19 protein-coding genes and 1 pseudogene are annotated in these 26,391 nt (G+C 72.9%); 8 read left to right on the top strand and 12 right to left on the bottom strand.

Annotated features, from left to right (window positions below):
• The first annotated feature begins 94 nt into the window (after positions 1–94).
• From ACFV2J_RS13680 to ACFV2J_RS13690, 3 genes are all read left to right on the top strand, one after another.
• The gene (locus tag ACFV2J_RS13680; protein WP_385090708.1) at positions 95–490 is read left to right on the top strand and encodes a luciferase family protein; all 396 of its coding nucleotides are present in this window, start codon (positions 95–97) and stop codon (positions 488–490) included.
• A 206-nt stretch (positions 491–696) separates the two neighbouring features.
• The gene (locus ACFV2J_RS13685) at positions 697–1,779 is read left to right on the top strand and encodes an aldo/keto reductase (protein ID WP_385090705.1); all 1,083 of its coding nucleotides are present in this window, start codon (positions 697–699) and stop codon (positions 1,777–1,779) included.
• Positions 1,780–2,434: 655 nt separating this feature from the next.
• The gene (locus ACFV2J_RS13690; RefSeq protein WP_385090702.1) at positions 2,435–3,622 is read left to right on the top strand and encodes an acyltransferase family protein; all 1,188 of its coding nucleotides are present in this window, start codon (positions 2,435–2,437) and stop codon (positions 3,620–3,622) included.
• A 157-nt stretch (positions 3,623–3,779) separates the two neighbouring features.
• Here ACFV2J_RS13690 and ACFV2J_RS13695 read toward each other — a convergent pair.
• The 8 genes and pseudogenes from ACFV2J_RS13695 to ACFV2J_RS13730 all read right to left on the bottom strand — a co-directional run.
• A pseudogene (locus tag ACFV2J_RS13695) lies at positions 3,780–4,469 on the bottom strand (NADPH-dependent F420 reductase); the annotation flags it as partial.
• A 189-nt stretch (positions 4,470–4,658) separates the two neighbouring features.
• Complete coding sequence (locus tag ACFV2J_RS13700) at positions 4,659–4,871, bottom strand: EF-hand domain-containing protein (RefSeq protein ID WP_148010556.1); 213 nt, start codon at positions 4,869–4,871, stop codon at positions 4,659–4,661.
• A 405-nt stretch (positions 4,872–5,276) separates the two neighbouring features.
• Positions 5,277–6,458 (bottom strand): YncE family protein, encoded by a 1,182-nt coding sequence (locus ACFV2J_RS13705; protein ID WP_385085662.1) that lies wholly within the window; start codon positions 6,456–6,458, stop codon positions 5,277–5,279.
• Positions 6,458–7,312, bottom strand: a complete 855-nt coding sequence (locus ACFV2J_RS13710; protein WP_385085664.1) for a polysaccharide deacetylase family protein — start codon at positions 7,310–7,312, stop codon at positions 6,458–6,460. Before ACFV2J_RS13710 ends, ACFV2J_RS13705 begins: the two co-directional genes overlap by 1 nt.
• Before the next feature lie 112 nt (positions 7,313–7,424).
• Positions 7,425–7,928, bottom strand: a complete 504-nt coding sequence (locus ACFV2J_RS13715; RefSeq protein WP_385085666.1) for an ATP-binding protein — start codon at positions 7,926–7,928, stop codon at positions 7,425–7,427.
• Positions 7,929–8,238: 310 nt separating this feature from the next.
• On the bottom strand, positions 8,239–9,006 hold the full coding sequence (locus tag ACFV2J_RS13720) for an enoyl-CoA hydratase/isomerase family protein (RefSeq protein WP_385085668.1): 768 nt from the start codon (positions 9,004–9,006) through the stop codon (positions 8,239–8,241).
• A gap of 87 nt (positions 9,007–9,093) precedes the next feature.
• The gene (locus ACFV2J_RS13725; protein ID WP_385085670.1) at positions 9,094–10,341 is read right to left on the bottom strand and encodes an Ig-like domain-containing protein; all 1,248 of its coding nucleotides are present in this window, start codon (positions 10,339–10,341) and stop codon (positions 9,094–9,096) included.
• A gap of 202 nt (positions 10,342–10,543) precedes the next feature.
• Positions 10,544–11,761, bottom strand: coding sequence for an Ig-like domain-containing protein (locus ACFV2J_RS13730; RefSeq protein ID WP_385085672.1), 1,218 nt, complete (start codon positions 11,759–11,761; stop codon positions 10,544–10,546).
• A 208-nt stretch (positions 11,762–11,969) separates the two neighbouring features.
• On the opposite strand from ACFV2J_RS13730, the gene glgX reads away from it, so the two are divergent.
• Positions 11,970–14,315, top strand: a complete 2,346-nt coding sequence (glgX, locus tag ACFV2J_RS13735; protein WP_385438651.1) for a glycogen debranching protein GlgX — start codon at positions 11,970–11,972, stop codon at positions 14,313–14,315.
• 136 nt (positions 14,316–14,451) lie between these two features.
• On the opposite strand, the gene ACFV2J_RS13740 is transcribed toward glgX, so the two are convergent.
• From ACFV2J_RS13740 to ACFV2J_RS13755, 4 genes are read right to left on the bottom strand one after another with little or no spacing between them, the layout of a single operon-like run.
• Entirely contained in the window at positions 14,452–15,090 is a 639-nt protein-coding gene (locus ACFV2J_RS13740) for a response regulator (protein ID WP_385085676.1), read from the bottom strand.
• Positions 15,080–16,333: a sensor histidine kinase gene (locus ACFV2J_RS13745; protein ID WP_385438706.1), complete on the bottom strand. Its 1,254-nt coding sequence runs from the start codon at positions 16,331–16,333 to the stop codon at positions 15,080–15,082. Before ACFV2J_RS13745 ends, ACFV2J_RS13740 begins: the two co-directional genes overlap by 11 nt.
• Before the next feature lie 28 nt (positions 16,334–16,361).
• Complete coding sequence (locus ACFV2J_RS13750) at positions 16,362–17,177, bottom strand: ABC transporter permease (protein WP_385085694.1); 816 nt, start codon at positions 17,175–17,177, stop codon at positions 16,362–16,364.
• A gap of 32 nt (positions 17,178–17,209) precedes the next feature.
• Positions 17,210–18,112, bottom strand: a complete 903-nt coding sequence (locus tag ACFV2J_RS13755; protein ID WP_385085678.1) for an ABC transporter ATP-binding protein — start codon at positions 18,110–18,112, stop codon at positions 17,210–17,212.
• Positions 18,113–18,281: 169 nt separating this feature from the next.
• On the opposite strand from ACFV2J_RS13755, the gene ACFV2J_RS13760 reads away from it, so the two are divergent.
• The 4 genes from ACFV2J_RS13760 to ACFV2J_RS13775 all read left to right on the top strand — a co-directional run bounded on the left by ACFV2J_RS13760 (position 18,282) and on the right by ACFV2J_RS13775 (position 25,661).
• Complete coding sequence (locus ACFV2J_RS13760; RefSeq protein ID WP_385438655.1) at positions 18,282–20,123, top strand: ABC transporter ATP-binding protein; 1,842 nt, start codon at positions 18,282–18,284, stop codon at positions 20,121–20,123.
• A complete protein-coding gene (locus ACFV2J_RS13765; RefSeq protein ID WP_385085686.1) occupies positions 20,120–22,009 on the top strand; it encodes an ABC transporter ATP-binding protein in 1,890 nt (629 codons plus the stop codon). The genes ACFV2J_RS13760 and ACFV2J_RS13765 overlap by 4 nt, the downstream gene beginning before the upstream one ends.
• Before the next feature lie 152 nt (positions 22,010–22,161).
• The gene (locus ACFV2J_RS13770) at positions 22,162–23,904 is read left to right on the top strand and encodes an ABC transporter ATP-binding protein (protein ID WP_385085688.1); all 1,743 of its coding nucleotides are present in this window, start codon (positions 22,162–22,164) and stop codon (positions 23,902–23,904) included.
• Positions 23,901–25,661: an ABC transporter ATP-binding protein gene (locus ACFV2J_RS13775; RefSeq protein ID WP_385085690.1), complete on the top strand. Its 1,761-nt coding sequence runs from the start codon at positions 23,901–23,903 to the stop codon at positions 25,659–25,661. Before ACFV2J_RS13770 ends, ACFV2J_RS13775 begins: the two co-directional genes overlap by 4 nt.
• The last annotated feature ends 730 nt before the right edge of the window (positions 25,662–26,391 follow it).

Here is a 26,391-nt window from a genome sequence, read left to right on the forward strand (position 1 = left end):
CTGCCCCGATATGCCCCGATCCGCGCAGACCACAACTCAGTTACGGCATCCCCAAGTCCTGGTGGCCGGGCGATGATCTGGTCATGATGGAGGCATGACGTTGGCCTTGCGTGCCTTGACGCAACTGGCGGCCTGGCCGGACCTCTCGGAGGACCGGCCGAGCTGCGGCACGGGGCGGGCACTGCGCTCGGCCCGGGCCGAGATCGTGCACTTCCACTCCGATCACGAGGTCGACCTGCACCTGACGGCCCGTGCCATCCGCCGCTACGAGGATCACCTCAAGGGCGCCACCGCGGTCCGGATGGTCCCCGGTTCACGCTGGGTGACCCTACGGCTCGAAGTCGACGCCGACATCCATCTGCTCCTGACCCTGGTGAGCGTCGCCCTCCAGTCCCACCAGGCGTGGCCCGTCGCCGGCGACCAGCCACCGGCCGACTGCAACGAACACCGCGGCGCGTCACTGCCACGCACGATACTCAGCGGCAGCTGACGAGACGGACCCCGCCCGGCGGCCCGGTGGAGGGCGCACCCGCCACGGAAGCCTCCCGGACACCGCCGGGCAGGCCCGGTCGGGGCGCGGCGAAGAGGATCGTGCAAGCACCCGCGCGGATCGGCCTACCCCGGCCCCTGCCGTTCGCGTTTCGATGGTGGTGAGCAGATACGGATCCCCTTCGCGACACCCACAGGAGCACAGCCATGCCGCTCGACCACTACGTCACCCTCGGCCGGTCGGGGCTGCGGGTCAGCCCGTTCGCCCTCGGCGCGATGACCTTCGGAGAGGACCCCGGGGGCGCCGGATGCAGCGTCGAGGAGTCCGAGAAGATCCTGGCGACCTACCTCGACCAGGGCGGGAACTTCGTCGACACCGCGAACTTCTACACCAACGGCCATTCCGAAAAGATCCTCGGCGACTTCTTCGCCGCGCGTCCCGGACTGCGCGAGCGCGTCGTGCTGGCGTCGAAGTTCTTCACCAACCTCTTCCCCGGCGATCCCAACGGGGGCGGAGCGGGCCGCAGGTCGGTGATCGCCCAGCTCGACGAGAGCCTCCGCCGTCTGCGCACCGACCATCTCGACCTGTACTGGCTGCACAACTGGGACCGGCACACCCCGATCGAGGAGACGCTGCGCGTCCTCGACGACCTGGTGACCGCCGGCAAGATCCGCTACATCGGCTTCTCCAACACCCCTGCCTGGGTGACCGCCCAGGCCCAGACGACGGCGTTGCTGAAGGGCTGGAGTCCGCTGATCGCGTTGCAGGTCGAGTACTCGCTGCTGGCCCGCACCGTCGAGGGTGAACTCGCCCCGCTCGCACGGGACCAGGGCATGGCGCTGGTGCCGTGGAGCCCGCTCAGGAACGGCTTCCTCTCCGGCAAGTACCGGCGGGACACCCAGGTCACCGACTCCGCGCGTACGGCCTTCGTCGGCGGCCCCGGCGAGGACGAGTACCTCGTCATCGACGGGGTGGCCGCGGTCGCCGACGAACTCGGCACCACCTCGGCGGCGGTGTCGCTGGCCTGGCTGCGGGCCCGCGAGGGGACCGTCGTCCCCATTCTGGGCGCCCGGCGCGTCGACCATCTGGAGAACAACCTCGCCGGCCTGGAGGTGACGCTCACCGCCGGACAACTACGACGGCTGGACGAGGTGTCGGCTCCGGAGCTGGACTACCCGGCGCCGATGCACGGCGCCCTGCGGACGATGCTGCAGTTCGCGGGCACCACCGTCGACGGTCACCCGTCCACCGTGTATCCGCCGCTCGTCCAGAGCGACGTCCGCTACTGAGCCTCCGCGCTCCCGCGTCGGGCCATGGGGCGGTCACGTCGGCAGGCCGGGGAGGCCACCGGCGCACGACTTCCCGCGGGAGCGCACCCGCACAGCGGACAGCGGACGGTTCACGCACCCGTGCGTCACCGACGCGCAGGTCACCGGGCCCCGGGGGGGGCCCCCCCCCGGGCCCCCGGGGGGGGGGGGGCGGGCCCCCGGCGCGCGCGGGGGGGGGGGCCCCCCGCCCGGCCCCGCGCCCCGCCCCCCCCCCCCCGCCCCGGGGACGGTTCCCGCCCCCGTGCGTCCCCGCCGCCCCGCACACCGGCCGGGGCGACCACGGCGGCACGGGCCATCGGCCGGGTCACCGGCACGCGTATCCGACGTGGGGCCGGCCCACCGGCCGAGCCGAGCGCGACGCCACCACGGTCCGCTCGGTCCACTCCTGGCTCTTGAGTGCGCCACTAGCACGCGACTGTACAAAAAGCGGTGTAACTCCCCACCGGAGAAGCGCAGGAGAGCAGGGTGACGGACGGTCTCGGCCGCTGCGCGTCGACGCGCACGACCGGGCCGGCCAAGCCCCTCCACCGTGCGCCGTACCGACCCGGTCTCCTCCCCCTCGTGCGGGACCGGACACCGCAGGACTCCCCGAGAACGGCCCGACAACGGAGATCCCATGGCCACTGATCAAGTTCTGACCGGCTCCGCGCCGGCCGCTGAGGGCGGCGCAGCCGCGGAACCGGAACGCCCCCGCCCCGCCCGGCTGCCGTCCCTCACCGGCCTGCGGTTCCCCGCCGCGCTCGCCGTCTTCGCCCACCACGCCTTCCTCCCCATCCCCCCGCTGCGACTGCTCGCCGACGACCGCACCGAGTACCGTCTCGCCGACTGGTTCGGGCAGGCCGGCGGCCTCGGCGTGGCGTTCTTCTTCGTACTCAGCGGGTTCGTCCTGACCTGGTCGGCGCGGGACAGCGACACCACGACGGCGTTCTGGCGGCGCCGGTTCGTCAAGATCTACCCGGTCTACGTGGTCGCCTGGGCCCTCGCCATGCTGCTCTTCGCCGGTTCCTACACCTCCACCCGCGTCGCCGTCGGCAACCTCTTCATGGTCCAGGTGTGGGTGCCCAGCTACTTCACCAACTTCAGTGTGGACTCACCGAGTTGGTCGCTGGCGGTGGAGGCGGTCTTCTACCTGTGCTTCCCGCTGCTGCTGCACTTCTTCCGGCGCATCGACCCCCGTCACCTGAAGTACTGGATCGCCGGGGCGATCGCCGCGGTGGTGGCCACCCCCGCCCTGGCGTACGCCCTGTTCCCCAAGACCCCTCGGGTGCCCAGCGGCCAGGTCCTCTCGGTCTCGCAGTACTGGTTCGCCTACGTGCTGCCCCCGGTCCGGATGGTCGACTTCGCCCTCGGCATCCTGGTGGCGCTCGCGGTGCGGCACGGCCGCTGGCGCAACATCGGCATGATCTGGTCGAGCCTGCTGCTGGCCGGCGGCTATGTGCTGACCTTCCACGTGCCCTACCTCTACGGCCAGCGCGCCGCGATGATCCTGCCGATCGTGCTGCTGATCGCGGCCACGGCGACCGCGGACATCGAGGGCCGCTTCACCCTGTTCCGCAATCGCACGATGGTCTGGCTGGGCGAGATCTCCTTCGCCTTCTACCTGTTGCACTACACGGCGCTGTCCACGCTGCGCAAGGAGCTGGGCATGCAGCACATGTACTCCGACACGGCCGGCTTCGCGATGCTGCTGGGCACCGCCGCCGTCACGGTCCTGCTGTCGTGGGTCCTCTACTCCACGGTCGAGGCCCCGCTCATGCGCCGGTTCAGCCGGTCGCGCGGATCGCGCGGACCGAAGACCGGCTGAGCTACGCCGCGTCCGAGGAGCGCGTCCGCGCACGAGCTCCTCGTCGCCGGCGGCGAAGGCCGGTTCGGCCCCGCGTCCGTCGCACGGCCGAGCCCGCGCGGGGGGGGGGCGCGGCCGGCCCGGCGCCGGACGGCCGGCGCCGAGGACGCGAGGAACGTCAGCCGCGGAAGTCCGCCGGGCGCTCCGCGGACGCCTCGGCCAGTGCCTTGGTCACCGCGTCGAGGCCCTTCTGGAGGCCGTACACCGGGGTGCCGGGCTGCTGGCGCCAGGATTCGTCGATGCCGCCCGCGTCGACCGTGTCGAAGCCGAGTTCGTCGATGAGGTCACGTACGACCCGCTTGGCGGTCTCGTCGTCGCCGGCCACCGGCAGGGCCATGCGGTCGGGGTCGCCCGCCGGGCGGTGCCGGTCCAGGATGTCCTGCGCGAACGTGCCGTTGAACGCCTTCACGACGGGGTGGCCGATCTGCTGGGACGTCCAGCGGCTCTCCGTCAGGCCGCCGTCCTCGATCCCGGCGATCCTGCCGTCCCGCTGCTGCGGGTAGTAGTTGCCGGTGTCGATGACGGCGACCCCGTCCGCCGCCCCGTCCAGCACACCGGACGGCAGGTCGGGGACGGACTTCAGCGGGACCGTGACCACGACCACCTCGGCACCGCGCGCCGCCTCCCCGACCGTGACGGGCGTCGCCCCGGTCTCCTCGGCGAGCGCGGTCAGGGTCTCGGGACCGCGGGAGTTCGCGACGGAGACGTCGTGCCCGAGGGCCGTCAGCCGCCGGGTGAGGTTGCCGCCGATGTTGCCTGCGCCGATGATGCCGATCTTCATGAGTGCCAGGCCCTTCAGAGGTTGATGCTCCTGATGGCGAGCATCAACCCGGGAGCGGGGAAGGGTATTCCGGAGACGTACGGCACTCGGGTGAGCGTCCCCGTGGTTTCACCCTCCTGGCTTCGTCGGCACGGTGACCGGTGGCCTGAATCCATCGTCCCGGGGCATGACACAGGGGCGCCCGCCGGATCACCGGTGGACGCCCCCGCGCGTACGTCACTTGTTCAGGTGGGTCCAGAACTCGTCGAACGAGAGGACCTTGTCGCCGTTGAGGTCGCGGGTGGCGATGACGGCCTCCGCCACCGACTCGGTGACGTTCCAGTCGCCGCCCTGGGCGAGGGCGCTCTTGAACTCGGCCGCGGTGATGAAACCGTCACCATCCGTATCGATCCGCTCGAACTGCTTGCGTGCTTCCTCGATGTCCGCCACCGATCCGCCCCTTCGTAGTGCATTACTGCCGTGTGTACGGAGGTCAGATTAACGGGCGGGCAGGCCGCGCGGTGCGGCGACCACCCACGCGAACTCCTCGCCGGGCGCGGGCAGGGTTCCCGGGCCCCGCGCCGGCAGGAGCAACTCCCGGTGGCGGGCGCCCCGGTCGTTCGCGGCGGAGGCGGGCTACCGCCCGGCGGGCGACGATGCGCTGCTCACGAGGGGCCTGAGGGCTGTCCCGTGATCCCCGGCGGATCAGCGCGCGGCGTCGGATGCGGCGCATCGCAAGGCGGAGGGTCGTCCTCGTACTGGGTGTACTCGGGCGATCCGACAACGCGGCGAGGTGCCGTAGCTGTCGTCGTGCGCCCGCCGGGGATCACGGGACAGCCCTCGGGTGGGTTCGGGTCAGCGGAAGATGCCGGTGTGGCCGAGCGAGTAGCGGCCCGGCTGCGGGTAGACGGCCAGGCCGTGCGGGCCGCTGCCGACCGGGATGCGGGCCAGCTGCTTCCCGGAGCCCGTGTCGATGGCGTACACCTCGGAGTTGTAGCGCCCCGACAGCCACAGCACCTTGCCGTCGGCCGAGACACCGCCCATGTCGGGGCTGCCGCCGCCCGGCAGCCGCCACTTCTTGGTCAGCTTGTTCCGGGCGAAGTCGAAGACGGAGATCGTCCCCTCGCCCCGGTTGGAGATGTACATCTCCCGGGAGTCGCGGCTGACGTACAGACCGTGGCAGCCCTTGCCGGTGTGCAGCAGCGTCGGCTTGCCGAAGCCGGCCGCGTCCAGGACCCACACCCCGTCGGCCACCATGTCCGCGACGTAGTACTTCTTTCCGTCCGGGGAGATCTTCACGTCCTGCGGCATGGCGCCGCGGAAGGGGAGCTTCTGCTGTGCGACGACCTTCATCTTCTCGGTGTCGACCTTGAGCAGCTCACCGCTGAACTCGCACGACACGACGAAGGAGCGGCCGTCGGGCGAGAAGTCGGCGTGGTTGACGCCGTAGCAGCTGACCGGTTCGGTCTTCCTGCGTTCCATGGTGTGCGCGTCGCGGAAGACCAGCTCGCGGTCGAGGGAGGCCATGACGATCGCGTACTTGCCGTTCGGCGTGAAGTACAGGTTGTAGGGGTCGTGCACGGCGACGGACTTGCCGGCCTTGCCGGTCCTCGGGTCGATGGGGGTGAGGGAGTTGCCCCGGTCGTTGTTGACCCAGAGGGTCTTCATGTCCCAGGAGGGCACGACGTGCTGGGGCTGGACCCCGACCCGGATCGTCTTGATGACCTTGTACGTCGCCGGGTCGATGACGGAGACCGTGTTGGAGTTGGTGTTGGGCACGTAGACGCGGGACGGGAAGTCCTTGACCACCGGGGACAGCTGGTTCGCGCGGTCCGCGGCGTAGACGTCCTTCGGGTCCAGCACGGGAGGCATGCCGGGCAGGCCGTCCGGCATCCTCGGCTGGGCCGGACGGACGGCGGCCTGGGTACCGGCGGCGTGGTTCGCGTGGTCCTTCGGCTCGCCGCTGCAGCCCGCGAGGGCGGCGAGCACGGCGCCCGCGATCAGGGCGCGCCGGAGGTGGTTGCGGTTGCGGTGCATCAGCTCAGCAGCTCCGTGGTGGTGACCGCGCGCAGACCGCGACGGCCGAGTTCTTCCAGGACGGCGGGAAGCGCGGCGACCGTGTCCGCGTACCCGAAGTGCAGGCTCACCACGGATCCGTTGCGGATCCCGCCGAGAACCTGGCGGGTGACGGCGGGGGCGCCCGGCGAGGTGTAGTCGAGCGAGTCGAGGTCGTAGGAGAGGACGTGCGGGTAGCCCGCGCCGCGGGCGAGCCGTTCGACGGCCGGGGAGGCGCGGGGGGTGCGGGAGGGCCGGAACCAGGTGCCGATGGATCCGGTGAGCCGGCGCAGCCGCTCCGCGCAGCCCCGGATCTCCGCGTCGGCGTCCGCCTCGGACATCGCGTTGATGTCGAGGTGGCGCAGGGTGTGGTTGCCGAGGTCGTGGCCGCCGTCGAGGATGCGCCTCGCCAGGTCCGGGTGTTCGTCCAGCCAGGTCCCCACCGCGAGCACCGTGACCCGGGCGCCGCTCTTCTCGGCCTCGCCGAGCAGGGTCCTCGCGACGGCCGGGTCGCCCTGACCGTGGAAGGTGAGGGCGACCCTGGGCCGGTCGCGGGGGCCGTGGGTGATCTCGGCCGGCTGTCGCGGGAACCGCCGGGGCGCGGGTGCGGCGGGGAGCGCGGCCGGGGACGTGGCCGGCGGTGTGCGGGACGCGGCGGCCGGGTGGGCGGCGGCGCCGGGCGTGGCGCAGCCGGCGCTGAGCGTCCCGGCGGCGAGGGTCCCGGCCGCGAGTGCGACACCCGAACGCAGCGCCGCACGCCGGTCCGGCGCGGCACGCGTGTCGCTCTCTTCGGTGGGGTGCTGAGGGGGACGGGCGGGCGTGGTCACCCGCACCATTTAAGGGCGTAAGGGTAAGAAAACGGGCGATTGGACCGGTGGGCGGGGTGCGGGTCGCGGCACCGGCACCGGGCTCGCGTCCGTGCCCGCGGCGCCCGGAACTCCGCGACGGTCAGCGGTCGGCGACGCGCATCTCGAACCAGGTCGTCTTGCCGCGGGGCAGGAGGTCGACGCCCCAGCGGTCGGAGAGCTTGTCGACGAGGAAGAGGCCACGGCCGCTCAGGTCCATCTCCTGGACCGGCATGAGACAGGGCAGTCCCCGGGAGGGGTCGCGCACCTCGACCCGGATCCAGCCCCGGCGCCGCCGCAACCGCAGCCCGAAGACGCGGGCGCCGGTGTGCCGTACGGCATTGCCGACGAGTTCGGAGACGAGTAAGACGGCGTCCTCGGTCATCTTCGGGGAGAGCCCCCACTGGCGGAGGACGACGACCTGGGTGAGCCGGCGCGCGGTGGCCGCGGATTCGGGGCGGGACGGCAGCGGCACCTCCGCCTCCGTCGGGTTGCCGAACAACTCGAGCGCCTTCAGCGCCCGTTCGTCCTCGACCGCAGGCGACCAGCGCGCCGCGGTCGCACTCACGTGCCGCCGCGGCTGTTCCATACCCTCCAGCCCCGCCATGCCCCCATCATGGCCGCCCAGGCCACGTCCGGGGGCCGTTCCGGAGGAATACGCCCCCCGGAAGCCCTCGTTCCACACCAGCCGATCGGCATATGCCAGGGGCAGTTCGGAGCACATCACAGCCCGTCCCACCTGCTACGACCGCGCCGCGGGGGGCAATCGCCGGGGGTCCCCCGCAAGGCAGCCTTAAGGCTGCCTTAAGGACCGCATAATCCAGCCCTTCGGGGGACACCGGGTAAGACACCGAGTCAACTGCAAGTGGATCAGCCGAACTTGACGGGTGATTTTCCGCGCGGCCGGACGCGTTCGGTCAGAGGAACTTCGCCTTGCCCGGACCCTCCTCGACGAAGCTGCGCATCCCGCGCTCACGGTCCTCCGTCGCGAACAGGCCCGCGAACCAGTTCCGTTCCACCGCGAGTCCGGTCTCCAGGTCCGTCTCCAGGCCCGTGTCGATCGACTCCTTGGCCGCGCGGAGCGCGATGGCGGGTCCCTGCGCCAGCTTCGCGGCCCAGGTGTGCGCCTCGGTGTACACGTCGGCGGCGGGGACGATCCGGTCAACCAGCCCGAGCGAGAGCGCCTCTTCGGCCTTCACCATCCGGCCCGTGAAGATGAGGTCCTTCGCCTTGGAGGGGCCGATCAGACGGGAGAGGCGCTGTGTGCCGCCGGCGCCGGGGATCAGGCCGAGCAGGATCTCCGGCTGCCCGAGCTTGGCGTCGTCCGCGGCGATGCGGAAGTCCGCGCAGAGCGCCAACTCGCAGCCGCCGCCGAGCGCGTACCCGGTGACGGCCGCGACGACGGGCTTGGGGATGCGGGCCACGGCGCTGAAGGAGTCTTGCAGGGCCCGGGACCTGACGATCATCGCCGCGTGGTCCATGGCCTGCATCTCCTTGATGTCCGCGCCCGCCGCGAACACCTTCTCCCCGCCGTGGATGACCACCGCGCGTACGTCCGTACGCCGTGTGACCTCCTCGGCGAGCTCCTTGAGCCGGTCCTGCGTGGCGACGTCCAGCGCGTTCATGGGAGGGCGGTCCAGGCGGATGGTGCCGACGCCTTCGGCCACTTCGAGATGCACAGTCATGCAGGCAGGTTAACGCGCGCTAACGACAACGGGCCCGGTGTGCTGGGTCACAGCGCACCGGGCCCGTGCCGAGGACGGGAGGGACGGTCAGGCGGTCCACTTCTCCCAGGACATGTTCCAGCCGTTGAGGCCGTTGTCCGGGGCGACCGTACGGTCGTTGGAGCGCTTGACGACCACCACGTCACCGGTGATCGAGTGGTCGAAGAACCAGGCGGCGGGCGCGCTGCGGTCGCCGCCGCCGCGGACGTCGCGCAGGCCCACGCAGCCGTGGCTGGCGTTGTAGTTGCCGAAGGCGTCGCCGCCCCAGTAGTTGCCGTGGATGAAGGTGCCGGAGTCGGTCAGGCGCTGGGCGTCCGGCACGTCCTTGATGTCGTACTCGCCGCCGTAGCCGACCGTCTCGCCGTTCATCCGGGTCACCCGGAGCTGCTCGCTGATCACCATCTGGCCGTTCCAGGTGTCGTAGCCCGGCTTGCCCGTGGTGATCGGGATGGTCTTGATGACCTTGCCGTCGCGCTTGACGACCATCTTGTGGGTCTTCGCGTCGACGGTGGAGACCTGGCTGCGGCCGATGGTGAACGCCACCGTCTTGGCCTGCTTGCCGTAGACCCCGGGCCGGCCCTCGACACCGTCCAGGTTGAGCGTGACGGTGACCTTCGTGCCGGCCTTCCAGTACTGCTCGGGACGGAAGTCGAGGCGGTCGTTGCCGAACCAGTGGCCCTGCACGTCCACGGCCGGCACGGTCTTGACCGTGATCGCCTTCTCGACGTCCGCGGGGTGCGTGATGCCCCGTGTGAAGCGGACCGAGAAGGGCATTCCGACGCCGACGGTGGAACCGTCCTCGGGCGTGAAGAGACCCACGAAGGTGTTCTTCGGGGTCAGCGTGGTGAACGCGGACTCCTCGGCCGCCTCACGGCCGTCGGCGTCCTTGGCCACCGCGTGGACCTTGTACTTGGTGGCTGCGGCGAGGTGCGTGGCGGGCGTCCAGGTGGTGCCCGCGCCGGATATCGCCCCGTCCACCGCCTTGCCCTTGGTGTCCTCGACCTTCACCTCGGTCAGCTTGCCCTTGGCCGCGGTCACCTTGAGGGCACCGCTGGTGGCCACCCCGTCGCTGCCGTCCTTCGGCGCGATGGTCACCACGGCCTGCGAGGCCTTGGTGTCCGCCTTCCCGGCGCTGCCGGTGCTCTTGCCCTTGCCCTCGCCCGAGGAGTCCGAACTCCCTCCCCCGCCGCAGGCGGTCACGGCCAGCAGCAGCACACCCAGCAGCAGCGCCAGGACTCCCTTGCTCCCCCGGGTCCGCGCACCAACCGATGCCCCCGATATCGGTCGCCCGTTCACGTTCGTTCTCCCCTCGCACGGCCTGATCAGGCCCGCACCCCAGCGCGTCGTCCCCGCGCGTATCGCGCTAATTAATCACACGGTCACAAGCCATGGATCCCCGGGATTGTCACTGTTCAGTCCCAACTTCGGCCGTGTGCGGGCGGGCTGGGTTCCGGTCCGTCCCCCCGCCCGCTCGCGCCCCGGTGCCCGCCCGCCGCGGCTACCGCGCCGCGCCGCCGGCCTTCCACTTCGCCCAGTCCATGTTCCATCCGCCGAGACCGTTGTCGGGGGCGACCTTCTTGTCCTTGCTGTGCACGACCTCGACGACGTCGCCGACGAGGCTGCGGTCGAAGAACCAGCCCGCGGGGGTGTCGGAGCCGCCGCCCTTCACGTCCCGCAGGCCGACGCAGCCGTGGCTGACGTTGGTGGAGCCGAAGACGTCGCCCGACCAGTAGTTGCCGTGCAGGAAGGTCCCGGAGTCGGTGAGGCGCATCGCGTGCGGGACGTCGGGGATGTCGTACTCGCCGCCGAACCCGACCGTGCGGCTGTTCATCCGGGTCACCTCCAGCATCTCCATGACCACCATCTTCCCGTTGTAGGTCGTGGTCTCGGGGGAGCCCGCGGTGATCGGCACGGTGGTGAGGAGGTCGCCGTCCCGGCGGACCTCCATGGTGTGGTCGGCGGCGTCGACGAGGGAGACCTGGCTGCGGCCCACGGTGAAGGTGGTGGCCCTGGACTGGAGTCCGTACACGCCCGGCGCTCCCTCCACGTCGCGCAGACGCAGGTCGACCGTCACCTCGGTCCCCGCCTTCCAGTACTTCTCGGGCCGGAAGTCGAGGCGGTCCTTGCCGAACCAGTGCGGGCGGATCTCGACGGCGGGGCTGGCCTCCACGTGGATCGCGCGCTCGACGGCGGCCCGGTTGCGGATCTCCCGGTTGAACTCCAGTGAGACGATCATGCCGGTGCCGACGGTGGACCGGTTCTCCGGCGTCACGTAGCCGATGAACCGTTCCTCGGGTACGAACGTGGTGAACGTCGTGTGCCGCGCCGTACGCCGTCCGTGCCCGTCGAGGGCCACCGCGTCCACCGTGTACCTGGCGCCCAGGGCGAGCCGGGGCGAGTCGGGCTGCCAGGCCAGGCCGTCGGCGGAGAGGTGCCCGGGGACCGCGGACTCCTGGGCGTCCTGGTCCTTGACGACCCGCACGGACTCCAGCCGGCCGTCCGGCACCCGTACCTTCAGCTCCTCCCGCGGTCGTACGTCCTTGCTGTCGTCGGCCGGGGACACCTGGATGACGTCCTCGGCGGCGGGCGGCTTGCCGAGCACCTCGTCCATCGTGCCCGAGGTGCAGCCGGCGGCTCCGGCCAGCAGTGCGGCCCAGGTCAGTGCGGCGGCCAGCGCGGCCCCCGCGCGCCGGGGGCCCAGTGTCGTATGCCTCACGCGAACCTCGTGTCCTTCCGGCCGGGGGCACGGGATCGCCCTCGGAAAGTGCGGTACAGCGGGCCCAACGACCGCGCACCTCCGGGGAAACGTGAGTGCGAGCCAAGCTCTGGGCAGAACAGTGGGGAGGACGACGCGACGAGGAGCCGCGGCCGGGACGCCGTGCGCTCCTCTTCGGGCCGCCCACCGAGCCGCGGGAGGCTGAACGGTGTCGAGCGCAGCCGAGCAGGAGGCAGTGCAGGAGGGGCGCGCCCCCGACGGCGAAGCGCGGGAAGGACGCGCGCCCGAGGGCGGTGTGCGGGAAGGACACGCGCCCGAGAGCGGGGTGCGCGAGAAACGCCTGCCCGACGGCGTGCTGCCCGCGCCCCTGGTGAACGGGTCCAGGCGCCCGGCTCCCGCGGTGGCCGTGTGGCCCGGTGCGCCGACCCCGCTCGGGGCACGCTTCCGGGTCGGTCCCGACGGCGTCGCCGGTACCAACTTCGCGCTGTGGGCGGGCGGGGCGGAGGCCGTCGAGCTCTGTCTCTTCGACGAGCGGGACGGCACGGCCCACGAGACCCGTGTCCCGCTCACCGAGCTGACCCACGAGATCTGGCACGGCTTCGTACCCGGCGTGCTGCCCGGCCGCCGCTACGGCTATCGCGTGCACGGCCGCTGGGACCCGTGGACCGGCGCCCGCTGGAACCCGGCGAAGCTGCTCCTGGACCCGTACGCCCGCGCCGTGGACGGCGACTTCAGCCTGCCGCCGGAGGTCTACGGACATGTGCGCGACTGGCCGCAGCAGCAGGTCGCGGACACCGTGCGGGACGACCGGGACTCGGCGCCGTACGTCCCGAAGGGCGTCGTCGTCCAGGACGACGACGACTGGTCGGACGACCACCGCCCGAAGACCCCGTGGGCGGACTCGGTCATCTACGAGCTGCACGTACGGGGGTTCACCCGCCTGCACCCGGGGATTCCCGAGGAGCTGCGCGGCACGTACGCCGGGCTGGCGCACCCCGCGGCGATCGAGCACCTGGTCGCGCTCGGGGTCACGGCCGTGGAGCTGCTGCCGGTGCACCAGTTCGCGCACGAGGACCATCTGCTGCGCCGGGGGCTGAAGAACTACTGGGGCTACAACTCGATCGGCTACTTCGCCCCGCACGCGGGCTACGCCGCCTCCGGCACGACGGGCGGGCAGGTGGGCGAGTTCAAGCGGATGGTGCGGGCGCTGCACGCCGCCGGCATCGAGGTGATCCTCGACGTGGTCTACAACCACACCGCCGAGGCGGGCGAGCTGGGGCCGATGCTGTCGCTGCGCGGTATCGACAACCGGGGGTACTACCGGCTCCAGTCGGACGCCCGGCGGTACGCGGACTACACCGGGTGCGGGAACACGCTGCACGTGGTGCAGCCGCATGTGCTGCGGCTGATCACGGACTCGCTGCGGTACTGGGTGACGGAGATGGGGGTGGACGGCTTCCGTTTCGATCTGGCGGCGGCGCTGGCCCGCTCCATGCACGACGTGGACATGCTGTCGCCGTTCCTGGCCGTCATCGCGCAGGACCCGGTGCTGCGGCGGGTGAAGCTGATCGCGGAGCCGTGGGACGTGGGATCGGGCGGCTACCAGGTGGGGGCCTTCCCGCCGCTGTGGACGGAGTGGAACGACCGGTACCGCAACGCGGTGCGGGACTTCTGGCGGGGCGCGCTGCCCGACGTACGGGATCTGGGGTACCGGCTGTCGGGGTCCAGCGACCTGTACGCGTGGGGCGGACGGCGGCCGTACGCGTCCGTGAACTTCGTGACCGCGCACGACGGTTTCACCCTGCGGGACCTCGTCTCCTACGAACGCAAGCACAACGAGGCCAACGGGGAGGGGAACCGGGACGGCACGGACGACAACCGGGCCTGGAACTGCGGGGTGGAGGGGGAGACGGACGAGGAGCGCGTACGGGCCCTGCGGCGACGCCAGTTGCGGAACCTGCTGACCACGCTGCTGCTGTCCACCGGGGTGCCGATGCTGGTCGCCGGGGACGAGTTCGGGCGGACGCAGCGCGGCAGCAACAACGCGTACTGCCAGGACAACGAGATCAGCTGGGTCGACTGGAGCCTGCTGGAGGAGCCGGGCTGGCGGGCCCTGTTCGACCTGACGTCCCGGCTGATCGCGCTGCGGCACCGGCATCCGGTGCTGCGGCGGCGGGCGTTCTTCTCGGGCCGGGCGCACTCCGTGGACGGGCTGCGGGACCTGGCGTGGTTCACCGCGCGCGGCGCGGAGATGACCGAACGCGACTGGTACGCGCCGGCCGGGACGCTGGGCATGTATCTGTCGGGGCGGGACATACCGGGGCGGGACGCGCGGGGAGCGCCGGTGGTGGACGACAGCTTCCTCGCGGTGCTGCACGCCGGGGACCGGCCGGCGGGCTTCGTGCTGCCGGGGCCGCCGTGGGCCCAGCGCTACGAGGTCGTGGTCGACACCTCGGTGGAGGACCAGAGCGCGTCGCCGGGAGTGGTCCACCGGGCGGGGGTGACGATCACGGTGCCGGCCCGGGCAGTGCTGCTGCTGCGGGTGGCCGAGTGACGCGGGCCGGTGGTGTGACGCGGGCCGGTGGTGTCAGGCGGGCGGCGTGAGCGGGCCGGGTGCCGCCGGGGACCTCGGGGGACCAAAGGGGATCTCGGGGGACCCCGGGGGGCCAAAGGGGACCGCGGGGCGGCCGTCAGCCGAGGATGCCCCGCTCGTAGCCCACCGCCACCGCGGCCGCCCGGTCGTTGACGCCCAGTTTGGCGTACAGGTGGGTGAGGTGGGTCTTGACCGTGGCCTCGCTGATGAACAGGGCACGGGCGATCTCGCGGTTCGACGTGCCCTTGGCGACCAGGGCCAGTACCTCGCGCTCACGGCCCGAGAGGGAGTCCTGCGAGGCCGTGGGGGTGCGTACGGCCGAGACCAGCCGGGAGGCCACCGCCGGGGAGAGCACCGTGCGGCCCTCGGCCGCCGCGCGCACAGCGGTGAAGAGCTCGTCCCGCGGGGCGTCCTTGAGCAGATAGCCCGTCGCGCCCGCCTCGATCGCGGGCAGCGTGTCGGAGTCGGTGTCGTACGTGGTCAGCACGAGGATCCGGGCACGGGCGCCGCGGCGGGTGAGCTCCGCGATGGCCGCGACGCCGTTGCCGCCCGGCATGCGCAGGTCCATCAGGACGACGTCCGGGTCGAGGGCCTGCGCCAGGGCGAGCGCCGCCACTCCGTCGGCCGCCTCGCCGAGGACCGTGAACCCCGGCGCGGACTCGAACATGCCGCGCAGCCCGTCCCGTACGACGGGATGGTCGTCGACGATGAGAAGGGTGATCGCGTCATCGCTCATGGCGCACCAACGGTACGCGAGCCGACACCGCCGTACCCTGCCCGGGCTCCGACTCGACGGTGAGCGAGCCGGCGATGCGCTCGGCGCGGGCCCGCATGCCGTCGAGGCCGAACCCGCCGCCGCCGGTGCGCTCGGGGACGGCCACCGGGTCGAAGCCGCGGCCGTCGTCGCGTACGTCCAGGGTCACCTCGTCGCCCATGAAGGAGAGGGTGACGCCGAGGCGGGCGGCACGGGCGTGGCGCGACGCGTTCGACAGGGCCTCCTGGGCGATCCGCAGCAGCGTCGCCGACACCTCCCCGTGCAGGTGCTCGGCCGTGCCGGTGAGCGTGAACTCCGAACGGACGCCGGTGCGCCGGCCCCATTCCGCGACGGTCTTGTCCAGCGCCTCCGGGAGTCCGTCGTGCTCCAGGGCGACCGGGGCGAGGTTGTGCACGGAGCGGCGGGCCTCGCCGAGGCTCTGCCGGGCCAGGTCCGAGGCGCGGCCGAGGTGTTCGCGCGCCGCCGCGGGGTCGGGGGTGTTCGCGACGACCTGGAGCTGGGCGATGATGCCGGTCAGGCCCTGGGCGATGGTGTCGTGGATCTCGGCCGCCAGCCTGCGCCGTTCGTCGGCGACGCCCGCCTCCCTCGCCTGCACCAGGAGTTGGGCGTGCAGGGCGGCGTTCTCGTCGAGGGCCCGCTGCAACGCGGTGTTGGTGTGCTCGAGTTCGGTGATGGTGACGGCGCGTTCCCGGGAGCGCCGCTCCTCCTGGAGGGCGATCCGGGTGCCGATCATCAGCAGCGCGTTGTTGGCGACCAGGAGTCCGGCGAACACCGCCCACTGGGTCACGCCGTGGATCGGCATGCCGCCGGACTGCGAGCCCGCCACCATGATGGAGGTGGCGAACAGGCCGAGCCGCTGCCGACGCGTTCCGGGGAGCACCTCGTCGGCGTCGAAGTACCCGGCGACGGCGTAGAAGGCGAAGAACGGGTTCAGCCAGGTGAGGCCGAAGGCGATCGCCCAGCGCAGGACGTAGTAGACGGTCCCGCGGCGGGACGGCGTACGGCGGCCGCGCCGCGGGCCGTGCCACACCTGGAGCACCAGCGCGGCGGCGACCAGCGCCCCCGCCGCGCACCACGGGCCCGGTCCCCCGGTGAGGTCGCTGGTCGTGACCGCGAGGAGGGTGCCCACGACGAGCAGCCCGTAGGGACCCCAGGTGTGGAACTGGTCCTGCCATCGTTCGATCTGCCGGTCCGCGGCGTCCATGTCCCCAGTCTGCACGGCCCCTCCTCCCCTACTCCCAGCGGAACCAGCGCGCGGCGGCGCCCGACAGCAGCACGGTCCATGCCGCGAGGACCCCGAGGTGGGACCAGCCCGGCCAGTCACCCGCCGCCGCCTGCCCCAGCGCCCGTGCCGCGGCGCCGAACGGGGTGGCCTCGACGACCCGGGCGAGCGCGTGGGGCATGGACTGCACCGGCAGCCAGACCCCCGCGCAGAACATCATCGGGAAGAAGACCGCGGAGCCCACGGCGTTCGCGATCTTCGAGGTGCCGGAGAACGCCGAGACGACGGCGCCGAGGGCGAGGGAGCTCGCGACGGCGAGCAGCAGGGCGACGGCGTAGCCGAGTTCCTGGCGCGGCAGGGTGACGTCGAAGGCGAGGCGGCCGACCGCGAGCGACAGCAGCGCGGAGAGCAGGGCCGCCGCCGCGTGCAGGCCCATCTGTGCCGACAGGAGGGCGGCGGGTCGGACAGGGGTGGTCGACATCCGCCGCAGGACACCGCGTTCGCGATAGCCGGTGATCACCGGGGGCATGGCCTGCGCCCCCGCCATGAGCATCGCGATCAGCACGGTCACCGGGACGTACGCGTCGACCAGCCGGATGCCGCCCAGCGAGTCGTCCGCCGTCCGGAAGGAGGGGATCGAGCCGAGGATCACCAGGAGCAGGGTGGGGAAGGCCATCACCCAGAAGAGGGAGCCCGGTTCGCGGCGGAAGAGGCGGGCCTCGGCCCGCAGCACCGCCACGGCCGTCGTACGCCTGGAGGCCGTCGCGCCCGCCGTGTCCGTCGCGTACGTCGCGTACGTCGCGTTCGTCGCGTTCGTCGCGTTCATCGCGTCAGTCGTTTTCATCGCGTCCGTCGCGTTCATGATTCCGTTCCCGTCAGATCGAGGAAGGCGTCGTCCAACGTGGCGTCGGTGACGCGGAGTTGATGGGCGGTGATGTGGTGGCGGGCGAGCAGCGTGAGGACGGCGTCGACGGTCTCGTCGGTGCCGCCGAGCGTGATCCGGCCGTCCTGGCGCACGACGGAGGCGAGGTGGGGCAGGGCGGCGATCTCACGCTCGTCGAGCGGCGCCGAGGGGGTGAATCCGATGACGGTGGAACGCTTCGCGCGCCGGATCAGTCCGGCGGGGGTGTCGAGCGCGGCCACGCGCCCCCGGTCGACGACCGCGATCCGGTCGCACAGCCGCTCCGCCTCCTCCATGAAGTGGGTGACGAGCAGGACCGTGACACCGCGGGCGCGGACGTCCTCGATGAGTTCCCAGGTGTCCCGACGAGCCCGCGGGTCCAGCCCGGTGGTCAGCTCGTCGAGCACCACCACCCTCGGGTCGCCGACCAGCGCGAGCGCGATGAACAGGCGCTGCTTCTGGCCCCCGCTGAGTTTCCCGAACCGGGTGTCGAGCCGCTCGGACAGGCCGAGACGTTCGGCGAGCGGACGCCAGTCGGCGGGGCGCGGGTAGAAGGCGGCGTACAGCTCCAGCGCCTCGCGCACGGTGAGCTTGGCCTGCAGTTCGCTCTCCTGGAGCTGGGCGCCCAGGACACGGCTGACGGCCTCGTGGTCGGCGACGGGGTCGAGCCCGGTGACCCGGACGCGGCCCGCGTCGGGGATCCGCAGACCCTCGACGCACTCGACGGTGGTGGTCTTGCCGGCACCGTTGGGGCCGAGGATCCCGAAGATCTCGCCCTCCTCGACGGCGAAGGAGACACCGTCGACGACGTCCCTGCCGCCGTAGGACTTGCGCAGTGCGCTGACTTCGATGACTGACATGCCCCGAGCATCCCGGCGGGAGGGGGCCCGCCACATCGCCCATCGCGCTCGAAGGGGCATCAGCCGACCGGCCGATGCGGCGCTACGACCCCACGCGCCCCGTGGAACGATCCGGCTCCGGCCAAAACTCGGTGGGCACTGTCAGTGCCGGTCCGTAGGCTCCCTCCTGATGTCGACTTCAGATGCAGTGACCACGGACCGTGCCGACACCAGGGAACATTCGACCGTCGGCAGCCTGCTGCGCCTGTGGCCCTACGTACGGCCGGTGCGGGCGCGGCTGTTCGGCGCGGCCGCCGTCGCGGTCGTGGCGTCCTGTACGGGGCTGGTGATCCCGCTCGTCCTGAAGTGGATGGTGGACGGTCCCGTGACCGATCACGACACTGCGGGAATCTGGCTCGGCGCGCTGTACCTGCTGCTGCTCGGGATCGCCGAGGCCGTCCTGTTCGGGCTGCGGCGGTGGCTGGTGGCGCGGCCGCTGGCGGGGGTCGAGGCGGACATGCGGGCCGATCTGTACCGGCATCTGCAGCGTCTCCCGGTCGCCTTCCACGACCGCTGGGCCTCCGGTCAGCTGTTGTCCCGGGGCACCACCGATCTGATGCTGCTGCGTCAGTTCCTCGCCTTCCCCTTGACGTTCCTGCTGGTCAACGGCGTGACGATCCTGCTCGGCGTCCTCATCATGCTCGACCAGGAGTGGACGCTGGGGCTGGTGCTGCTCGCTCCCGCGCTGCCCGTCATGGTCGTCTGCTGGATCTTCGAGCGGCGGTACTCCCAGGTCGCGCGACGCGCCCAGGACCAGGTGGGCGACCTGACCACGGTCGTCGAGGAGAGCGTGCTCGGCATCCGCATCATCAAGGGGTTCGGGCGTCACCGCAGCCAGGCCCACGCCTTCCGTGAGCTGTCCCGCACCCTGCGCGGCACGGAGTTGGCCAAGGCCCGGCTGCTGGCCTCCATCTGGGCCGTCATCGTCACCCTGCCCGAACTCGCCATCGGCGCCGCCCTCGTCCTCGGCACGACGCAGGTCGCCGACGACCGCCTCTCCGCGGGCACCCTGGTGGCCTTCCTCTCCACGGCCCTCGCGCTGCGCTGGCCCGTCGACTCCATCGGCTTCCTCCTCGCGATGAGCCAGGAGGCGGCGACGGCCACGGAGCGTTACTTCGAGGTGATGGACGCGCGGCCGGAGTCCCCGGGGACCGCCGTGTCCACCGCGGGTCCGGCCGCCGGCGCGGACGCGGATGCCCTCGCGGGCGCGGCCAAGGGTACGGGCGACGACGGGCTCCGGTTCCACGGCGTCCGGTTCCGCTACCCGGACGCCCCCGCCGACACGCCCCCCGTACTCGAACGGATCGACCTGCACATCCGGTCGGGCGAGTCCATGGCCCTGGTCGGCGCGACCGGTACCGGCAAGACCACCCTCACCGCCCTCGTCCCCCGCCTGCACGAGGTGACGTCCGGCCGGATCACGCTGGACGGCGAGGACATCACCGCGATGCCGCGCGAGGAGCTCCGCGCACGGGTGGCGGTGGCCTTCGAGGAGCCCACCCTCTTCTCGGCCAGCGTCGGGGAGAACGTGCTGATGGGCGCGGCCGACACCGCCGACGACACCGACCTGGACCGGGCCCTGGCCGTCGCACAGGCCGACTTCGCGCACGCTCTCCCGCAGGGCACGGCGACACAGGTCGGCGAACAGGGCCTGAGCCTGTCCGGCGGACAGCGCCAGCGCCTCGCCCTCGCGAGAGCGGTGGTCGGCCGCCCCCGGTTCCTCGTCCTCGACGACCCCCTGTCGGCGCTGGACGTCCACACCGAGGCCGCGGTGGAGGCCGCGCTGCGCCGCGTCCTGGCCGAGACGACCGCGCTGATCGTGGCGCACCGCCCGTCCACGGTCCTGCTCGCCGACCGTGTCGCGCTGCTCTCCGGGGGCCGCATCACCGCGGTCGGCACCCACCACGAACTGCTGCGTACGAACGCCGAGTACGCCCATCTGATGTCCGGCGACGAGGAGACCGAGCGATGACGGCGCCCACGACCACCGCGCCGGACCGGGAACCCGACGGGAACTCCCGCGAGGAACCCGGCCGGAGGGCCCCGGCGCCGAAGGCGGAGCGGCATCAGGACCCCTTCGACCGGGACACCCTGCCCACTCCCCCGGGCGCCACCGCCACCCTGCTGCGCTCCCTGCTCGCCCCGCTGCGGGCCCGCGTCGTGGTGACGGCCGTCCTGCTCCTGCTCCAGCAGGCCGCCGTCCAGGCCGGACCGCTGCTCGTCGCCTACGCCATCGACCGGGCCGTACCGGCGCTGCGCCGGGGCGACCACGGTCCGCTGGTCGCGGTGGGGGTCGCCTACCTGCTGTGCGCGCTGATCGCCGGCGGCCTCCAGTACGCCTTCATCGGCGCGTCCGCCCGCGTCAACCAGGACGTGCTGCTGGATCTGCGCGGCCGGATCTTCCGGCACGCGCAGGCACTCAGCATCGACTTCCACGAGCGCTACACCTCGGGCCGGCTGATCTCCCGCTCCACCACGGACGTCGAGTCGCTGCGCGAACTGCTCAGCGAGGGCCTACAGGAACTGATCACGGTCATCCTGTCCTTCGTCTACATCTCGGCGATGCTGCTCTGGCTGGACCTGGGTCTCGGCGCGGTCGCGGTGGCCTCGTTCGCGCCGCTCTACCTCCTCGTGCGCGTCTACCGGCGCCGGGCGGGCCGCATCTACCGGCTCCGCTCGACCGCGATCGCCGCCGTCATCGTGAAGTTCGCGGAGACGATGAACGGCATCAGGCCGGTACGGGCGTTCCGCCGCGAGGACGTCAACGACGCGGAGTTCCGGGTCCTGAACGAGCGCCACGAGCACACGAACGGCGACGCCCTGCTGGAGATGGCCCGCTACGTCGTCGGCTCGCGCCTGGTCGCCAACACGGCGGTCGCGGCGATCGTGCTGTGGGGCGCCTACCGGGTGGCTTCGGGGTCGCTGGCGCTGGGCGTGCTGGCCGCGGCGGTCCTGTATCTGCGCCGCCTCTACGACCCGATCGACCGGCTGGGCATGTTCCTCAACTCGTATCAGTCCGCGGCGGCCTCACTGGAGAAGATCGCGGGTCTGCTGGCCCAGACGCCGTCCGTGCCGGAGCCCGCCGCCCCGCGGCGACTGCCCGCCCCCGTCTCCGGGCAACCGGGCCGTACGGTCGACTTCGAGGCCGTCCGCTTCGCCTACCGCACCGGCGGCGAGGTGCTGCCCGCCTTCTCGCTCACCCTCCCGGCGGGGCAGACGGTGGCCGTCGTCGGCTCGACGGGCGCGGGCAAGTCGACGCTCGCCAAGCTGCTGGCCCGTTTCTACGACCCCTCGGACGGCCGGGTGCTGCTCGACGGCGTCGACCTGCGCGAGCTGTCCGTGCCGGAACTGCGGCGCGGGGTGGTGATGGTGACCCAGGAGGCCTTCCTGTTCTCCGGCACGGTCGCCGAGAACATCGCCATCGGCCGCTCCGACGCGAGCCGGGAGGAGATCGAGCGGGCCGCGAAGGCGATCGGCGCCCACGACTTCATCAGCGCGCTGCCCGAGGGCTACGACACGGACGTCCGCAAGCGCGGCGGCCGCATCTCCGCCGGTCAACGCCAACTCGTCGCCTTCGCGAGAGCGTTGCTCGCCGATCCGGCCGTCCTCATCCTCGACGAGGCGACCAGCTCGCTGGACGTCCCCGGCGAGCGGGCCGTGCAGCGCGCCATGCTGACGGTCCTGCGCGGACGGACGGCTGTGGTCATCGCGCACCGCCTGTCGACGGTGGAGATCGCCGACCGGGTGCTGGTGATGGAGCACGGGCGGATCGTCGAGGACGGCACGCCGGCCGAACTCGTCGCGTCCACCGGCCGGTTCGCGGACCTGCACCGGGCGTGGCGGGACAGCCTCGTCTAACGGTCACGACGGACGAGCGGACCGGCGGACGAGCGGACCGGCGGACGTGCGGGCCGGTAGACGTGCGGGCCGGCGGACGTGCCGGCCCGTGAGCCGGTGAGCCGGTGAGCCGGTGGGAGACGGACACGACACCAGGGGAGCGCTGGGGGCGAATGATCGACGCGTACGAGGACCCGGGAACGCCCGACGCCCGAGGGGGCGGCCGGTATCTGTGGTGGCTGGTCACCCGGCAGCCGGGGCGGGCCGTCGCCGGGGCGGTGCTGGGCACCGTCTGGATGGTCCTCATGGCGCTCGCGCCGTATCTGCTCTCCCGCGCGACAGACGACGGGCTGGAGCCGGGCGACCGGGCCGCGCTCGCGGGCTGGTCCGCCGCCCTGCTGGCCCTCGGGGCGTTCAACGCGTGGGTGAGCATCATGCGGCACCGCATGATGACCCGGCTGCGGATGGACGCCAACTTCCGCACGGTGAAGGTCGTGGTCGGGCAGGCGACCCGGCTGGGTGCCGCCCTCTCCCGGCAGACCGGCGCCGGTGAGGTCGTCACGATCGGCGTCGGTGACGTCCAGACGATCAGCCAGTCCCTGACCGTCGTCGGCCCCGGCGTCGGCGCGGTCGTCGCGTACGCCGTGGTGGCCGGCCTGCTGCTGTCGGTCTCGGCGTCGCTGGCCGCGGTGGTGCTGCTCGGAGTACCGGTGCTCGCCGTGCTGGTCGGTCCGCTGCTGGGACGGCTGCAAGGAGTGGAGGCCGGTTACCGGGAGCGGCAGGCCGTGCTGACCGCCCGGATCGGCGACCTCGCGGGGGGCCTGCGCGTCCTCAACGGCCTGGGCGGCAAGGGACTGTACGCGGACGCCTTCCGCCGGGACTCGCAGGAGCTGCGCGCGCAGGGCTACCGGGTCGCGGCGGTGACCAGCTGGGTGCAGGCGCTCGGTGCCGGGCTGCCGACGGTGTTCCTGGCCGTCGTGACCTGGCTCGCCGCCCGGCTGGCGGTCCAGGGCGAGATCTCGGTGGGCGAGCTGGTGTCCGTGTACGGCTATGTCGCGGTGCTGATCATCCCGGTGGCGTCCTTCGTCGAGTGCGGCTACCAGCTCAGCCGGGGCCTGGTGGCCGCCCGCCGGGTCGTGCGGTTCCTGGCCCTCGAGCCCTTGGCGTCCCCCGACCCCGACGCCCTGGACGGCCCCCTGTCCCCGGCCGTGCTGCGCGACCCGGAGTCCGGTGTCGAGGTGACGCCGGGGAGACTGACCGCGCTGGTCGGCGGGCGCCCGGCGGACTCGGCGGCCGTCGTCGACCGGCTCGGCCGGTACACCCGGTCGGCGGCGACCTGGGACGGCGTACGCCTCGACGCCTTCGACCTCGCGCAGGTCAGAGCCCGGATCCTGGTCGCCGACCACGAGGCCGACCTGTTCGCGGGCACCCTGCGCGAGCTGGTCTCGGGCCGCGGGGACCCCGACGACGCGGCCGTCGTCCGCTGTCTGCACGCGGCCGTCGCGGACGACATCGTCCTCGGGCTTCCGGACGGGCTCGACTCGGCCGTCGACGCACAGGGCCGCAGTCTCTCCGGCGGGCAGCGCCAGCGCGTCCGGCTGGCGCGGGCGCTGCTCGCCGATCCCGAGGTGCTGCTCGCGGTCGAGCCCACCTCGGCGCTCGACGCCCACACCGAGGCGGCCGTCGCGAGCCGGCTGCGCGCGGCGCGCTCGGGCCGTACGACCGTCGTCACCAGCACCTCGCCGCTGCTGCTCGACCATGTCGACACCGTGCACTACCTGGTCGACGGCCACGTCGCGGCGAGCGGCACCCATCGCGAACTCCTCGACGGGGAGCCGGGATACCGCGCGCTGGTGGCCCGCGACACGGAGACCGGCGCCCAGGGAACCCACGACGCCCAGGAGGCCGTGCGATGAGTGCGCAACTGCCCGTCGCCGGGCCGGCCGAGGTACGACGGGCCGCGCTCCGGCTGGTGCGGGCGGACGGCCGGGCCTTCGCCGGGGTCCTCGCGCTCAATGTGCTGGCCGCCGCGGCCGGACTGGTCGGGCCGTGGCTGCTCGGCCGCATCATCGACGACGTCGCCGCCGGCGCCCGGGCCGGCGGTGGTGTGGGGGTGGCGGTGGTGGACCGCCTGGCGCTGGTCATCCTGGTGTGCGCGCTCGCCCAGTTGCTGCTGACGCGCGCCGCCCGCCTGCGGGGGCACCGTTTCGGGGAGCGGGCCCTCGCGCGGGTGCGTGAGGAGTTCGTGGAGCGGGCCCTGGCGCTGCCCGCCTCGGTCGTGGAGCGGGCCGGCACCGGTGATCTGACGGCCCGGGGGACCGCCGATGTCGCCCTGGTCGGCACCACCCTGCGCGACGCCGGACCCGCACTGCTCATCTCCTCGGCGCAGGTGCTGTTCATGCTCGGCGCGGTCTTCGTGATCAGTCCGGTGCTCGGCGGCTGCGGGGTGTTCGGCCTGGCCGGCATCTGGTTCGCCACCCGCTGGTATCTGCGCCGGGCGCGCGCCGCCTATCTCGCGGAGGGGGCGGCCACCTCGGAGGTCGCCGAGGTCCTCGCGGCCACCGCCGACGGGGCCCGCACGGTCGAGGCCTTCGGGCTGGAGGGCCGGCGGGTCGCCGCGAGCCGCGACGCGCTGGAGACCTCCCGCCGCACCCGGCTGTACACCCTCGGCCTGCGCACGGTGTTCTTCCCCGCGGTCGAGGTGTCGTACGTCGTCCCCGTGGCCGGCGTGCTGCTGCTGGGCGGTGTCCTGCACGCGCACGGTGCGATGAGCCTGGGCGCGGTGGTGGCCGCCGCGCTGTATCTGCGCCAGCTCGGCGAACCGCTCGACCAGATCCTGATCCAGGTGGAGCAGTTGCAGAGCAGTGGCGCGTCCTTCGCCCGGGTGGAGGGCCTCGGCCGGGCGCCCAGGGCCGTCCCGGCCGGCTCCCCCGCCCCGGTGGACGACCGGATCGACGTGACCGGCGTCCGCTACTCCTACGGCCGAGGCGGCGAGGTGCTGCGCGGGGTCGACCTGACCGTGCGGCCCGGGGAGCGGCTGGCGGTGGTCGGCCCCTCCGGTGCCGGGAAGACCACTCTGAGCCGGCTGCTCGCGGGCATCGACGCACCGGGTTCGGGCAGCGTGACGGTCGGCGGGGTGCCGATCGCCGGACTCGACCCGGAGCGGCTGCGGCGCCAGGTCGTCCTGGTCACCCAGGAGCACCATGTCTTCCTCGGGACGGTCCGCGACAACCTGCTGATCGCCGCGCCGGCCGCCGAGGACCCCGACCTGTGGGCGGCGCTCGCGGCCGTCGGCGCCGACGACTGGGCGCGGGAGCTGCCGGAGGGACTGGACACCGGGCTGGGCGCCGGGGGACACGTCGCGGACGGTTCGCGGGCCCAGCAACTGGCCCTGGCCCGCGTGGTGCTGGCCGACCCCCACACGCTGATCCTCGACGAGGCCACGGCGCTGCTCGACCCGGCGACGGCCCGGCACACCGAGCGCGCGCTCGCCGCCGTGCTCGAAGGGCGGACGGTCGTCGCCATCGCGCACCGGCTGCACACCGCGCACGACGCGGACCGGGTCGCCGTGATGGAGGACGGCCTGCTGACCGAACTCGGCACACACGACGACCTGGTGGCGTCCGACGGCGCGTACGCGGCCCTGTGGCGTTCATGGCACGGGGAGCGTTGAGCACGGCGTGCGCGGCGGCCGGCCGGACCGAGCACCCTGCCTGCGGAGCACCGGATGCCGCCGGCCCCGCCCGGACGGGTTCCGCCCCGCCCGCTGCCCCCGGACGCCGTGCGCGTGACGCCGCGCGAGCCCGCGCCGGGCGTGTCCGACGCCGGCGCGTCCGACCGCGGCGTGGCGGTGGCGGCGTGGGGATGGCCGCGCGTCCGACCGCGGCGTGGCGGCGGCGTAGGGGTAGCCGCGTGTCCGACCCCGGCGTGGCGGCGGCGTGGGGATGGCCGCGCGTCCGACCGCGGCGTGACGGCGGCGGCGTAGGGGTAGCCGCGTGTCCGACCCCGGCGTGGCGGCGGCGGCGTAGGGGTAGCCGCGTGTCCGACCCCGGCGTGGCGATGGCGGCGTGGGGATAGTCGCGCGTCCGACGGCGGCGTGGCGATTGCCGCGCGTCCAACCCCGGCGTGGCGGTGGCGGCGTGGGGATAGCCGCGCGTCCGACCGCGGCGTGACGGCGGCGTGACGATGGCCGCACGTCCAACCCCGGCGCAGCGGTGGCGGCGTGGCGATGGTCGGGCGTCCAACCCCGGCGTGACGGTGACCGCGCATCCGACCCGGCCTGGTGCGGGGGGGCCGGCGGCCCCCCCCCCGGGCCCCCCCCCCGTCGCGGCGCCCCCCCCCCCGGCGCCCGCCGGGGGGGGGGGGGGGCCGCCCCCCCCCGGGGCCCGCCCCCCCCCCCCCCC

This window comes from Streptomyces sp. NPDC059668, assembly GCF_042734135.1.
Taxonomy (GTDB): Bacteria; Actinomycetota; Actinomycetes; order Streptomycetales; family Streptomycetaceae; genus Streptomyces.

What these genes read in the sequence shown, in the direction of transcription:
- ACFV2J_RS13680 (WP_385090708.1), top strand. Translation starts at nt 95, where the DNA reads ATGACGTTGGCCTTGCGTGCCTTGACGCAACTGGCGGCCTGGCCGGAC.
- ACFV2J_RS13685 (WP_385090705.1), top strand. Translation starts at nt 697, where the DNA reads ATGCCGCTCGACCACTACGTCACCCTCGGCCGGTCGGGGCTGCGGGTC.
- ACFV2J_RS13690 (WP_385090702.1), top strand. Translation starts at nt 2,435, where the DNA reads ATGGCCACTGATCAAGTTCTGACCGGCTCCGCGCCGGCCGCTGAGGGC.
- ACFV2J_RS13705 (WP_385085662.1), bottom strand. Translation starts at nt 6,458, where the DNA reads ATGCACCGCAACCGCAACCACCTCCGGCGCGCCCTGATCGCGGGCGCC.
- ACFV2J_RS13710 (WP_385085664.1), bottom strand. Translation starts at nt 7,312, where the DNA reads ATGGTGCGGGTGACCACGCCCGCCCGTCCCCCTCAGCACCCCACCGAA.
- ACFV2J_RS13715 (WP_385085666.1), bottom strand. Translation starts at nt 7,928, where the DNA reads ATGGCGGGGCTGGAGGGTATGGAACAGCCGCGGCGGCACGTGAGTGCG.
- ACFV2J_RS13720 (WP_385085668.1), bottom strand. Translation starts at nt 9,006, where the DNA reads ATGACTGTGCATCTCGAAGTGGCCGAAGGCGTCGGCACCATCCGCCTG.
- ACFV2J_RS13740 (WP_385085676.1), bottom strand. Translation starts at nt 15,090, where the DNA reads ATGAGCGATGACGCGATCACCCTTCTCATCGTCGACGACCATCCCGTC.
- ACFV2J_RS13745 (WP_385438706.1), bottom strand. Translation starts at nt 16,333, where the DNA reads ATGGACGCCGCGGACCGGCAGATCGAACGATGGCAGGACCAGTTCCAC.
- ACFV2J_RS13750 (WP_385085694.1), bottom strand. Translation starts at nt 17,177, where the DNA reads ATGAACGCGACGAACGCGACGAACGCGACGTACGCGACGTACGCGACG.
- ACFV2J_RS13755 (WP_385085678.1), bottom strand. Translation starts at nt 18,112, where the DNA reads ATGTCAGTCATCGAAGTCAGCGCACTGCGCAAGTCCTACGGCGGCAGG.
- ACFV2J_RS13760 (WP_385438655.1), top strand. Translation starts at nt 18,282, where the DNA reads ATGTCGACTTCAGATGCAGTGACCACGGACCGTGCCGACACCAGGGAA.
- ACFV2J_RS13765 (WP_385085686.1), top strand. Translation starts at nt 20,120, where the DNA reads ATGACGGCGCCCACGACCACCGCGCCGGACCGGGAACCCGACGGGAAC.
- ACFV2J_RS13770 (WP_385085688.1), top strand. Translation starts at nt 22,162, where the DNA reads ATGATCGACGCGTACGAGGACCCGGGAACGCCCGACGCCCGAGGGGGC.
- ACFV2J_RS13775 (WP_385085690.1), top strand. Translation starts at nt 23,901, where the DNA reads ATGAGTGCGCAACTGCCCGTCGCCGGGCCGGCCGAGGTACGACGGGCC.